At 67.5% G+C, this 12,702-nt stretch carries 11 protein-coding genes and 1 pseudogene; all 12 read left to right on the forward strand.

Annotated elements, in window-relative coordinates; all coding sequences use genetic code 11:
• Nucleotide 1: 1 nt before the first annotated feature.
• Nucleotides 2-1,138, forward strand: a pseudogene (locus tag EEB18_RS17055) (XrtA/PEP-CTERM system-associated ATPase); the annotation flags it as partial.
• Between the two features lie 642 nt (nt 1,139-1,780).
• On the forward strand, nt 1,781-2,641 hold the full coding sequence (locus EEB18_RS17060) for an XrtA system polysaccharide deacetylase (protein ID WP_187140315.1): 861 nt from the start codon (nt 1,781-1,783) through the stop codon (nt 2,639-2,641).
• Complete coding sequence (locus tag EEB18_RS17065; RefSeq protein ID WP_187140316.1) at nt 2,638-3,684, forward strand: FemAB family XrtA/PEP-CTERM system-associated protein; 1,047 nt, start codon at nt 2,638-2,640, stop codon at nt 3,682-3,684. Before EEB18_RS17060 ends, EEB18_RS17065 begins: the two co-directional genes overlap by 4 nt.
• Entirely contained in the window at nt 3,684-4,889 is a 1,206-nt protein-coding gene (locus EEB18_RS17070; protein WP_187140317.1) for a TIGR03087 family PEP-CTERM/XrtA system glycosyltransferase, read from the forward strand. Before EEB18_RS17065 ends, EEB18_RS17070 begins: the two co-directional genes overlap by 1 nt.
• Nucleotides 4,886-6,403 carry an exosortase A gene (xrtA, locus tag EEB18_RS17075; protein ID WP_187140318.1) on the forward strand — a complete coding sequence of 506 codons (1,518 nt, stop codon included), beginning with the start codon at nt 4,886-4,888 and terminating at the stop codon, nt 6,401-6,403. Before EEB18_RS17070 ends, xrtA begins: the two co-directional genes overlap by 4 nt.
• A 13-nt stretch (nt 6,404-6,416) precedes the next feature.
• On the forward strand, nt 6,417-8,312 hold the full coding sequence (locus EEB18_RS17080; protein ID WP_187140319.1) for an XrtA/PEP-CTERM system amidotransferase: 1,896 nt from the start codon (nt 6,417-6,419) through the stop codon (nt 8,310-8,312).
• 226 nt (nt 8,313-8,538) lie between these two features.
• On the forward strand, nt 8,539-9,744 hold the full coding sequence (locus EEB18_RS17085) for a GNAT family N-acetyltransferase (RefSeq protein WP_187140320.1): 1,206 nt from the start codon (nt 8,539-8,541) through the stop codon (nt 9,742-9,744).
• Nucleotides 9,741-10,607 carry a cupin-like domain-containing protein gene (locus EEB18_RS17090; RefSeq protein ID WP_187140321.1) on the forward strand — a complete coding sequence of 289 codons (867 nt, stop codon included), beginning with the start codon at nt 9,741-9,743 and terminating at the stop codon, nt 10,605-10,607. Before EEB18_RS17085 ends, EEB18_RS17090 begins: the two co-directional genes overlap by 4 nt.
• A 73-nt stretch (nt 10,608-10,680) precedes the next feature.
• The gene (infA, locus tag EEB18_RS17095) at nt 10,681-10,899 is read left to right on the forward strand and encodes a translation initiation factor IF-1 (RefSeq protein ID WP_010162480.1); all 219 of its coding nucleotides are present in this window, start codon (nt 10,681-10,683) and stop codon (nt 10,897-10,899) included.
• Nucleotides 10,896-11,486 carry a Maf family protein gene (locus EEB18_RS17100; protein WP_187140322.1) on the forward strand — a complete coding sequence of 197 codons (591 nt, stop codon included), beginning with the start codon at nt 10,896-10,898 and terminating at the stop codon, nt 11,484-11,486. The genes infA and EEB18_RS17100 overlap by 4 nt, the downstream gene beginning before the upstream one ends.
• The gene (locus tag EEB18_RS17105) at nt 11,470-12,453 is read left to right on the forward strand and encodes a ribonuclease (RefSeq protein ID WP_316248974.1); all 984 of its coding nucleotides are present in this window, start codon (nt 11,470-11,472) and stop codon (nt 12,451-12,453) included. Before EEB18_RS17100 ends, EEB18_RS17105 begins: the two co-directional genes overlap by 17 nt.
• Nucleotides 12,443-12,637, forward strand: coding sequence for a DNA gyrase inhibitor YacG (locus EEB18_RS17110; RefSeq protein ID WP_187140324.1), 195 nt, complete (start codon nt 12,443-12,445; stop codon nt 12,635-12,637). Before EEB18_RS17105 ends, EEB18_RS17110 begins: the two co-directional genes overlap by 11 nt.
• Nucleotides 12,638-12,702: the final 65 nt, after the last annotated feature.

Here is a 12,702-nt window from a genome sequence, read left to right on the forward strand (position 1 = left end):
TATGTACGATCAATATTATGGCTTTACGGGACGTCCTTTCCAGCTGACGCCGGACCCGAATTTCTATTTCGAGAGCGGCACCCACCGCAAGGCGATGTCCTATCTCGGCTATGGGCTGGCGCAGGGCGAGGGCTTCATCGTGATCACCGGCGACGTCGGCGCGGGCAAGACGACGCTCGTCGGCCATCTGATGAACACGATCGACCCCAACCGCCTGACCGCGGTCAAGCTGGTGTCGACGCAGGTCGAGGGCGACGACCTGCTCCGCCTCGTCGCCGAACAATTCGGGCTCGACTGGGAAGGCGAGAGCAAGGCCGAGCTGCTGCGCTCGATGGAACAATATCTGCGCGAACAGGCGCGCGCCGGCCGCCGCACGTTGCTGATCGTCGACGAGGGGCAGAATCTCGCGATCTCGGCGCTCGAAGAATTGCGCATGCTGTCGAACTTTCAGCTCGGCGGCCATTCGCTGCTGCAGATATTCCTGCTCGGCCAGCCCGAATTCCGCCAGACTTTGTTCCACTCGCCGCAGCTCGAACAGCTGCGCCAGCGGGTGATCGCGACGCATCATCTGGACCCGATGGAGCCCGAGGAGGTCGAACCCTATATCCTCCACCGCCTCGGCAAGGTCGGCTGGACCGGCAACCCCAGCTTCAGCCCCGACGCCTTCGAGGAAATCTTCGATTATAGCGAAGGCGTGCCGCGCAAATTGAACGTGCTGGTCAGCCGCCTGTTGCTGTTCGGCGCGGTCGAGCAACAGCATCGCATCACCGCCCAGCATGTGCGCGACGTCGTCGCCGAGATCGAGGCCGATCGCGGCATCGACGCGAAGACGCTGGTGCCGCCGGCCCCGGTCGAACCGGCTTTCGCCGCACCCGCACCCGCACCCGCACCCGCTGCCTTCGCACCGGCGCCGGTGGCGTCGCTCGCGGCGATGGCGGCCCCCGCACCGAAACCCGAACCGGTGTGGGCCGAACCCGCGCCCGTGGTGGCCGCCGCACCCGAACCCGCGGACCCCGAAGAGGCGCCGTTCGAACTGGTCGAGGCCTTCGTCGAACCCGACCCCGTCGTCGTGCCGGTCGAACCCGAAGCAGAACCCGAACCCGCGCCCTTTGCCGCCCCGGTCGCCGAGGTCGAAGCGCCGCTCGAATGGCCGGCTGCCGCCGCTATCGCCGAACCGGTCGTCGAAGCCGAAAGCGTCGAAGCGGCGCCGGCGCCCTTCGCCGCCCCGGACGAAGAAGCCCCCGCCATGGGCCTCGAACGCCTGTCGATGCGCGCCGCGCTCGAAGAGGTCGACATCCTGCCGCCGTCGCACGCCGCGACGAGCTTCGTCGAAGCCCGTTCGCTCGTCGCCGAACAGCTTGGCCTCGCGCCCGCCGCGGCCGCCGAAGTCGAACCCGTTGCCGAAGCGCGGCGTTTCGCCATTGCCCCCGACCCCGTCGAAGCCGCGGTCGAGCAGGAAGCAGAAGCATCCGAACCGAGCGCGGCCTTCGCCGAACCCGAAGCGATCGCACCCGAACCGGTCGAAGCCGAGGCGTCGGCCGAAGCCCCGGCCGCCGCGTTGGTCGACGAGGCGCAACTGGTCGCCCTCCAGCGCCAGCTCGCCGGGCTGGAGGCGCGGATCGCCGAACAGGATGTGGCGCTGCGCCGTGTGCTTGATTTGTTGATCGATTGGGTCGAACGCGATCCGGCGAATGCGCCCGATCCGACGCTGACGCAGACCTGGGCCGCCTGACGGCGTCCCGGTCGCGGCTAGCTGCCGGATCGATGAAGGTGAGGGATCATGCAGAACGGCCTGTCGGTCGATGTCGAGGACTGGTTCCAGGTCGGTGCCTTTGAGCGCGTGATCGACCGCGCCGACTGGCCGGCGCTCGAATGCCGCGTCGAGGCGAATTGCGACGCGGTGCTGCAACTCTTCGCCGAGGCCGGGGTCAGCGGCACCTTCTTCACATTGGGCTGGGTCGCCGAACGCTATCCGGCGCTGATCAAACGCATCGTCGATGCGGGACACGAACTTGCGAGCCATGGGTACGACCATCAGCGGGTGTTCGCGATGACCCCCGACGCTTTTGCGGCGGACCTGAAGAAGACGCAGGCGATCCTCGAGGATCTCGGCGGCGTGCCCGTGCGCGGCTATCGTGCGCCGAGTTTCTCGGTCGACCAGCGCACCCCCTGGGCGCATCCGATCCTCGCCGAGCAGGGCTATGCCTATTCGTCGAGTGTCGCGCCCGTCGTGCACGACCATTATGGCTGGCCCGCCAGCCCGCGCCACGCCTGGCGCCCGGTCGCGGACAGCGATCTGGTCGAATGGCCGGTCACCACCGCGCGCTTCGCCGGGCGCACGCTTGCGGCCGGGGGGGGCGGCTTCATGCGCCTGCTTCCCTATGGCTTCACCCGCTGGGCGATCGCGCGCATGAACGCCGAAGGGCATCCCGCTATCCTCTATTTCCACCCGTGGGAGATCGACCCCGGCCAGCCGCGCGTCGCCGATGCGCCGCTGAAATCGAAGATCCGCCATTACAGCGGTCTCTCGGCGATGGCGGGCAAGCTCAAGAAACTGCTCGACGATTTTGAATGGACGCGCGCCGACGCTTTGCTGCCCGCGCAACAGGGCCGCGCGGTGCCGTGGCAGCAGGCGGCATGAACGCGCCGCTGCATCCGGTCGCCGCGCCGCTCTCCGACGACGCGGCGTGGGACGCCTATGTCGCCGCGCACCCCGACGCGACGCCCTTTCACACGCGCGCCTGGTGCGAGGCGATCACGAGGGCGACGGGGCACAAGCATCATCTGATCGCGCAGCGCGATGCGGCGGGGCAGATCGTGGGCATCCTGCCGCTGCACCATGTCCGCTCGCCGCTGTTCGGGCAGGCGCTTGTCGCCAGCGGCTTTGCGGTTGGCGGCGGCCTGCTCGCCGACAATGCCGACATCGCTGCGGTATTGGCCGACGCTGCGATCGACCTCGCCGGCTCGCTCGGCGTCCCGTCGATCGAATTGCGGGGTGGTTCGTTGCCAGAGGGATGGCCTATCGAGGAGGGTGTCTACGCCGGCTTCGCGCGGGACCTTGCCAGCGACGAAGAGGCCGAACTCCTCGCTATCCCCCGCAAGCAACGCGCCGAGGTTCGCAAGGCGCTTGGGAGCGATCTGAAGGTCACCGTCGGCACCGACGAAGCCCACCGCGCCGACCACTACCGCGTCTACGCCACCAGCGTCCGCAACCTTGGCACGCCTGTGTTCCCCAAGTCCTTGTTTTCACATGTTCTTGACGCATTCGGATCCGACGCCGACATCCTCAATGTGCGCAACGATCGTGAAGTTGTGGCCGGCGTCCTCAGCCTCTATTGGCGCGGCACCGTCATGCCCTATTGGGGCGGCGGCCTCGCCTCCGCGCGCGGCTCACGCGCCAATGAAATGATGTACTTCGCGCTGATGAACCACGCGCGTTCGAAGGGTTGCACCCGCTTCGACTTCGGCCGCTCGAAACTTGGAACCGGGCCATACAGCTACAAGAAGAATTGGGGCTTCGAGCCCGAAGCACTGACCTACGCGCGCTGGCTCGCCGAGGGTGAGACCCCGCGCGACACCAACCCGACCAGCGCCAAATACCGCCTGCAGGTCGACCTGTGGAAAAAACTCCCGCTCTGGGCCGCCAACCGCATCGGACCGCTGATCGCGCGCGGGCTGGGTTGATGGCCGAAATCCTGTTCCTCGTCCACCGCGCGCCCTGGCCCCCCGACCGCGGCGATCGCATCCGCAGCTGGCATATGTTCGAGGCGCTGGCGAAGCTCGCGCCCGTCCATGTCGCCGCGCTCGCCGACAATGAAGCCGAGGCCGAGGTCGCGCGCCGCAAGATGGCGCCGCTCTGCGCGAGCCTTGCCATCGAGGTGCGCAAGGTCTCGCGCCCGCTCGCGCTGGCGCAGGCGGTGCTGCGCGGCGAGCCGGTGTCGAACCGGCTCTTCCGGAACGCCGCGCTGGCGCGCCACGTCGGCGGCCTGATCCGCCACGGCGAGATCAGCCATATCGTCGCCTTCTCGGGCCAGATGGCGCAATATCTGCCCGCCGATTTCGCCGGCCCGGTGGTCATGGATTTTGTCGACGTCGATTCGGCCAAATTCGCGACCTACGCGGCGCAGGACAAGCGTCAGCCGCTCCACTGGGTTCACGCGCGCGAGGCCGACCGGCTCGGGGCTTTTGAGGCCGCCGTGGCGGAGCGCGTCGATGCCAGCCTGTTTGTCAGCGGAGCCGAAGCGACCTTGTTCCGCACCCGCAGCGGGCTCGACGAGAGGCGCGTTCAGGCCGTCGAAAACGGCATCGACACCGACATCTTCGATCCCGCGCTGCCCTTCGCGCCGGTGGGGCAGGGCGAGGGCCCGCTCGCGGTTTTCACCGGGCAGATGGATTATCGCCCCAATATCGACGCGGTGCGCTGGTTCGCCACGGACATCCTGCCACTGATCCGGAAACATCACCCCGACGCGCGCTTCGCGATCGTCGGGCGCGCGCCGACCGACGAGGTACGGGCGCTCGCCAGCCTGCCCGGGGTGAACGTCACCGGCGAGGTTCCCGACGTGCGCCCTTGGCTCGCCGCCGCCGATACGGTGGTCGCGCCGCTGCTGCTGGCGCGCGGTATCCAGAACAAGCTGCTCGAAGCGATGGCGATGGCGCGGCCGGTGGTGGCGAGCGGTGCGGCTGCCGAAGGAATCGATGCAACGCCGGGCGAGCATATGCTCGTTGCCGACACCGCCGACGCGATGGCGGTGGCGGTGGGCACGCTGATCGACGACCGCGCGCAGGCGCAAAGGATGGGCCAGGCCGCGCGTGCGCAGATGATCGCGCGCTATGGCTGGGACGCGCGCCTCGCGCCGCTCGGGCAATTGCTGGGGCTGGCCGCATGAGGACGGGGGCGCTGAACCTGACGCAGCCGAAAAGCTGGACGCGCTGGCAATCGCATCTGATCGCGCTGACCGGGCTTTCGCTCGCGATCCTTGCGCTCTTCCACCGCGACACCGCCGATATCGCGGGCATCTGGTGGCATAGCTCGACCTTCACCCATTGCCTGTTGATGGTGCCGATGATCGGCTGGCTGGTGTCGCAGCGTGCCGCGCTGCTCCGCCCGCTGACGCCCGTTTACTGGTGGCCCGCGCTGATCTGGATCGCGGGCGCGGGGCTGGTGTGGCTCGTCGGCGAGGCGGCGGGGGTCGGGCTGTTCCGGCAAATCGGGCTGGTACTGATGCTGCAAGGGGCGGTCGCGGCGACGCTCGGCGAGAAACTGGTGCGCGGGCTGCTCTTTCCGCTTGCCTATGCGCTGTTGCTGGTGCCGTTTGGCGAGGAACTGGTGCCGCTGCTCCAGACGCTCACCGCGCATATCAGCATCGTTCTGCTCCATCTGGTGGGGCTCGACGCGCAGATGGAGGGGGTGTTCATCACCACCCGCGCGGGCTTCTTCGAGGTCGCCGAGGAATGTTCGGGGATCAGTTTCCTGATCGCGATGTTCGCTTACGCGGTGTTCGCGGCGCATCTGTGTTTTCGCAGTTGGACGCGGCGGATCGTCTTTGTCGCGGGCGCGCTCGCGACGACGATCCTCGCCAATGCGCTGCGCGCCTGGGGCACGATGGTCGCCGCCGAGATCTGGGGTGTCGAGGCGGCGGGCGGGATCGACCATATCTTTTACGGCTGGATCTTCTTCGGCGTGGTGATCGCGCTGGTGATGCTGGTGGCGCGGCGCTGGTTCGATCGGCCGGCCAATGATGTCGCGATCGATGGGAACGGGCTTGAAGGCGTGCCGCTTTTTGCGGGGCGTGCGAAAGCCGTGCTCCCCGGGGCGCTCTTCATACCGCTGCTATTCATGGCTTGGGCGACACTGATCGGTGGGCGTTCGGCTCCCTTGGCCCCAACGATGGCTGTGGCAACACCAGCCGGGTGGACTGCGCTGAGGGAAACGAGTCCGCTTTGGCTGCCGCGTTTCGATGGAGCGGACCGATATCTCACTCGCTATTTCTTCAATGCGAAAGGCCACCTCGTCACCGTTGCCATTGGCGGGTACGAGCGGCAAGCCGAGGGACGCGAGGTCGCTGCTTATGGGCAGGGCGCGATCGACCCTGACAGCAAATGGGCTTGGAGCGCATCGCTCCCGTCGATCGATGGAGGCAAGACAGAAAGGTTGCTGCACCCCGGCCCTTGGCTGCGCGACGCCACCACCTGGTATGTCGTCAATGGGACGGCCACAGGCAGTCCGCGTGGTGCGAAGCTCGCGGGCCTCAAGGCGCGGCTGCTCGGTGGCGATCCCCGAGCCCTATCGCTGATCGTCTCGGCTGAGGAGGGGCGGGGCGGGACGAAAGCGATCGCCGATTTCGTTTCCGCGTCGGGCGGAGCGCAGGCGATGGCTGACCGCGCGCTCAAACTGCGCTAGAGCCCCACCGAATATGTGCGGGATCGCGGGCCTTTATCATCTGGACACGGCAAAGCCGGTCGATCCGGCGCGGCTGCGCGCGATGCTCCATCCCATGAGCCATCGCGGCCCCGACGGCACCGGTGTGTGGACCGCGCCGGGCGTCGGTCTCGGCCATCTGCGTCTCTCGATCATCGACATCGCCGGCAGCCCGCAGCCGATGGCGAGCGACGACGAGGCGGTGACGCTCAGTTACAACGGCGAAATCTATAATTTCCGCGAACTGCGCGCCGAACTGGAGGAGCGTGGGCACCGCTTCCGCACCAGCGGCGATACCGAAGTCATCATCGCGGCGTGGAGGCAATGGGGCGTCGAGTGCTTGTCGCGGCTCAACGGCATGTTCGCCTTTGCGCTCCATGATCACCAGCGCGGCTGCCTGTTCCTCGCGCGCGATCGGTTGGGGGTGAAGCCGCTCCATCATGCGCGGTTGTCGGACGGGTCGCTGGCGTTCGCGTCCGAGCTCAAGGGGCTGCTGCGGCACCCGCTGCTGCGGCAGGATGCGAACCTGTCGGCGATCGAGGATTTCCTCGCGCTCGGTTACGTCCCCGACGACAATTGCATCGTCGCGGGGGTGCAGAAATTGCCCGCGGGCCATTATCTGCTGCTCGAACGCGGCAAGCCGGTGCCCGCGCCGACCTGCTGGTGGGCGCCCGATTTCTCGAAACGCATCCGCGCGAGCGAGGGCGAGGCGGCCGAGCATCTGACGCACCTGACGCGCGCCGCGGTGACCGACCGCATGGTGTCCGACGTACCGCTCGGCGCCTTCCTGTCGGGCGGGGTCGACTCGAGCGCGGTCGTCGCGCTGATGGCCGAGGCGAGCAGCAAGGCGGTCAAGACCTGCACGATCGGCTTCGACCAGGCGGCGCTCGACGAGACCGCCTATGCGCAGGCGATCGCCGAGCGTTTCGCGACCGATCATCGGACACGCACCGTCGCGGCGGCCGATTTCGGGCTGGTCGATACGATCGCCGACATGTTCGACGAGCCGTTCGCCGATGCGAGCGCGCTGCCGACCTACCGCGTGTGCGAACTGGCGCGCGAAGAGGTCACCGTCGCGCTATCGGGCGACGGCGCCGACGAGGCGTTTGCTGGTTATCGCCGGCTGGTGTTCCAGCATCAGGAAGAGAAACTCCGCGGGCTGATCCCCGGCGTGCTGCGCCGCCATGTCCTCGGCCCGTTGGCGAAGGTCTGGCCGCAAATGGACTGGGCGCCGCGCCCGTTGCGTGCGCGCGCAACGCTTGCCAGCCTGTCGAAGAGCGGCGCGGAGGGTTATGCCGAGGCGGTCGGGGTGACCGGCCCCGACCAGCGCGCGCGGCTATTCAACGATGCCGCGAAAAACGCGCTTGGCGATCATGTCGCCGAGGCGCGCTACTGGCAGGCGATGGCCGATGCGCCCGCGCGCGAGCCGCTCGACCGTGCGCAATATGCCGATCTGAAGATCTGGTTGCCCGGCGACATTTTGACCAAGACCGACCGGATGAGCATGGCGGTGAGCCTGGAGGCGCGCGAGCCGTTGCTCGACTATCGTCTGGTCGAATTTGCCGCGAGCCTGCCGGCGTCGATGCGGGTGAAGGGCGGCACCGGTAAGGCGATCTTGAAGCAGGCGATGGAACGCTATCTGCCGCACGACATCCTCTATCGCCCCAAGATGGGGTTTGTGACCCCGGTCTCGCACTGGTTCCGCGGGCCGCTGGTCGAGCAGGCGCGGGCGCTTGCGACCTCGTCCACCCTCGCGCGGTCGGGCTGGTTCGACATGGCCGAGATCGAACGCATCGTCTCCGCGCACCAGAGCGGACGGCGCGATCACGGGCGGCTGATTTGGCAATTCTTCATGCTGGAAAAGTCGCTGGCGAAATTGTTCGGGATTTGAGGTGCGACGACGGTCCGCTTGCGGATGATTTCTAGACCATCCTCTATTTCCGTTTGTGTCGAGCGAAGTCGAGACACGCGAAGGCCGGCGCTCCCCAAGCGTGTCTCGACTTCGCTCGACACAAACGGGATCTATAGCGCAGCTTATCCTCTACCGCCTGAAACCGGTCGCTCCGCTTATCCTTCCAGCCACCTCATCTTAACCCCTCGCTGCTAGCCTGCCCGCAATGACGGTTTACCCCGCCTTTCCGGTCGACGGCGCCCCGATGCCCGCCAGCGCTACGCCGCTGACGGTGCGCGTCGTTGATCCGCTGGCGCTGTCTCCGGCGCTTGCGGTCGCGTGGGACGCGGTTGCGGCCGAGGCGAGCGAGCCGAACCCCTTTGCCGAACGCTGGTGCCTGCAGTCGGCGCTGCACCTGCTCGATCCCGAGCGGCTGACGCGGCTCGTCATGGTTCGCGACGGCGCCGACGGGCCGGTAATCGGCGTCATGCCGCTGGCGCCCGCCAGTCATTATGGCCGCCTTCCGTTTCGCCATGTCACGGGTTGGGCACATCCCAATCATTTTCATGGCGCCCCGCTGGTCCGCGCGGGGTTCGAGAGCCTCTTCTGGTCGATCCTGCTCGGCTGGTGCGACGCCGCGCGCTGGGCGAAGACGCTGGTCCATATGCCGCGACTGACCGAGGACGGGCCGCTTCACCGCGCGCTGGTCGATATCGCTCGCGGTCGCGGCGGCGAGGCTGAGATCGTCCATCGCGAAGAGCGCGCGCTGCTCGAAAGCACCCTGTCGCCCGAGGATTATTGGGACGGCGCGGTGCGCGCGAAAAAGCGCAAGGAACATCGGCGGCAGGCAAACCGGCTGGCCGAACAGGGCGCGGTCGCCTTTCGCCGCTGGTCGGCGGACGAGCCGGTCGAGCCATGGATCGATGCCTTCCTCGACCTCGAAGCGCGCGGCTGGAAGGGCCGCGCCGGATCGGCGCTCGCGAGCCATGGCGAGACCGAGGCGTGGTTCCGCGCGATCCTCGCCGGGGCCGCGGAAGCCGGGCGGCTCGACATGCGTGCGCTCGACCTCGACGGCCGGCCGCTCGCGATGCTGGTCAACTTCCTCTGCCCGCCGGGCGGCTTTTCGTTCAAGACCGCGTTCGATGAGAATTATGCGCGCTTTTCGCCCGGGGTATTGCTGCAACAGGCGAACCTCGACCTGCTCGCCGACGACCGCGTCGACTGGATCGACAGTTGCGCCGCGCCGGGCCATCCGATGATCGACAGCGTATGGCGCGAACGCCGCGCGCTCGTCTGGATCAATGTGCCGCTGAGCGGCGCCGGCGACCGGCTGCGCTTCTCGCTGCTCACAAAAGCCGAAAGGGCGTGGCGGCGCTGGAAACGGACCGATGCCGCACCCGCCGAAACGCCCGAAGACCAGGACCAGCCATGACCGCGCACCAAAAGATCGATAGCCGCGTCTTTCCGCCCGAGACGCTCGAAACGATGGAACGGCTTTATCCGCAACAGGCCGGATTGCTGCATCACCGGCTGCCCGACCATCCGCTCTTGTCGCTCGAAGCGCTGGCGCGGCTCGGCGAAGGCCTGCCCGCGGGGCAGGTCGAATATAATCCGGGCGACGTGCCGATCGGCATATTGCCCGAAGATATTCCCGCCAACGGCCTGTCGATCGGCGAGACGATCCGCACCATCGACAGCAATGGCAGCTGGGCGGTGCTCAAGAATATCGAGAGCGAGGGGCCGTATCGCGACCTGCTGATGGCGTTGCTCGGCGAACTCGAACCCGTGGTGCAGCCGCGCACCGGCGCGATGCTGACGCCGCAGGGGTTTATCTTCATCTCGTCGCCGGGGTCGATCACCCCGTTCCACTTCGACCCCGAGCATAATATCCTGCTGCAACTGCGCGGGACCAAGGTGATGAACGTCTGGCCGGCCGGGGACGAACGCTTCGCGCACCGCCGCGAGCATGAGCGTTATCACACCGGCGGCCACCGCAATTTGCCGTGGGAGGAAGGCTATGAGGGTGGGCAGAAGGCCGTGCCGCTCGCGCCCGGCGACGCGGTTCTGATGCCCGTCATGGCGCCGCATTATGTCGCCAATGGCGACGCGCCGTCGATCTCGCTGTCGATCACCTGGCGCAGCGAATGGAGCTATCGCGAATCCGAAGCCCATGCCGCCAACGCCGCGCTGCGCCGCATGGGGCTCGACCCCGCGATGCCGCCGCGCTGGCCGAGCTACGCCTGGGCCAAGACCATCGGCTGGCGGCTCGCGCGGAAGCTGCGGCTTGTCCACTGACAGATGGCTTTCCATCGCCGCCTTTTGCGGCTATGGGCGCGCATCCCAATTTGTTCGAGACCCTTGAGGATTGATGGCGAAAGAAGAACTTCTGGAAATGCGCGGCCAGGTGGTCGAACTGCTTCCCAACGCGATGTTTCGCGTCAAACTGGAAAACGATCACGAGATTCTCGGCCACACGGCCGGCAAGATGCGCAAGAATCGCATCCGCGTGCTCGTCGGTGACGAGGTTCTCGTCGAACTGACCCCCTATGACCTGACCAAGGGTCGGATCACCTATCGCTTCAAGTGAGCGGGGCGGTGGATGCTCCTGCGCTGGTGCTGGCCTCGACGTCGCCGCGCCGGCTCGAATTGCTCGCGCGCATCGGCCTGACCCCGGCGCGCGTCGCAGCCCCCGAAATCGATGAAACGCCGCTGAAGGGCGAGCTGCCGCGCGCCTATGTCGCGCGGCTCGCCGAGGGCAAGGCGCTTGCGGTCGACCGCGCCGCAAACGAGGTCGTGCTCGCCGGCGACACCACCGTCGCGGTCGGACGCCGTATCCTCGAAAAGCCGGTCGACGAGGCCGATTTGCGCCGCATGCTCGGCCTGCTGTCGGGACGGCGGCACCATGTCTGGTCGGGCGTCTGCGTCGTCGGCGCCGACGGCAAGCCGCGCGTCCGCGTCGCCGACACCATCGTCGCCTTCAAGGTGCTGAGCGCCGCCGAGATCGACTGGTATGTCGAATGTGGGGAAGGGATGGGCAAGGCGGGCGGCTATGCGATCCAGGGCCGGGCCGAAAGCTTCGTCCGCCTCCTGTCGGGCAGCCATTCGAACGTCGTCGGCCTGCCGCTGTTCGAGACGCGCGGCCTGCTGAGCAGCGCGGGTGTGCCGCTTGGCTGAGTGGCTGTACGAAGCCGGGATCGGCGAGGCGCGCGCCGCGCTGGTCGAGGACGGTGAAATCGTCGAGGCCCGGATCGAGCGCGACGATGAAGGTCCCCTCGTCGGAGCGATTGTTTCCGCCCGGCTGGTCGAATCGGGCAAGGTCATGCTCGACGTGCCGGGCCAACCCGTCGCGACGATCGCGGCGCTGCCATCCCCCATCTCGCTCGGTACGAGGCTCATCGTCGAAATCACGCGCATGGCGCTACGCGAACGCGGGCGCGACAAGCCCGCCCGCGTTCGGCTGGCGACCGAGGGCAGTTCGCCGGTCGCGGGACCCGATCTTCGCGCGCGCATCGCCGCGACGGAATTTCCGGTGGTCGACTTGCGCCCGACCGACCCCGACCGCCTTGAAGAGGCCGGGTGGTCCGAGGTGATCGACCATGTCCGCGCCGGCCATTGGCCCTTTGCCGGCGGCGCGCTGTGGGTCGATACGACGCCCGCGATGACGCTGATCGATATCGACGGCGAAGGTGACGCCCTGGCGCTCGCGAAGGCGGGGGCAGCGGCGGCGGCCCATGTCATCCGTTGCTGCGATGTCGGCGGGTCGATCGGAATCGACTTTCCGTCACTTCGCACCCGCGCCGAACGGCTGGCCGTCGACGCGCTCATCGACGAAATCCTGCCACAGCCTTTCGAACGCACTGCAACCAACGGGTTCGGCTTGCTGCAGATCATCCGCCGCCGCGAGCGGCCGTCGCTGATCGAGCAGGTGCGGTTCGATGCGACCGCGACCGACGCGGCGCTGCTGCTGCGGCAGGCAGAGCGCGCGGCGGGGACGGGGGTGTTGCGCCTGACCGTGCGCCCGGCGGTTGCCGACCATATTGCGGCGCACCCTGCGTGGACCCATATGCTGCAGACACGCACCGGACGCCCGGTCGAACTCATCGCCGATGCCGCCATCAAAGGATCGGGCCATGCCCAGTAAACCCGCCGCCAGACCGCGTACCTGTCCGCTATGCGGCCAGCCGCGCGCCGACGAATTCAAGCCTTTCTGCAGCCGCGGCTGCCGCGACCGCGACTTGCTCAACTGGTTCGGCGAGGGCTATCGCGTGCCGGTCGACCAGCCCGCCGACGGCACCGCCGACGAGGATTATTTCACCGACGAATAGCCGGTCGAAACACGACAACAAAGGTGCTGGACAGGACGCGAGACCCTGCCTATAGCCGCCGCTCG

Source organism: Sphingopyxis sp. OPL5, from assembly GCF_003797775.2.
Lineage (GTDB): Bacteria > Pseudomonadota > Alphaproteobacteria > Sphingomonadales > Sphingomonadaceae > Sphingopyxis.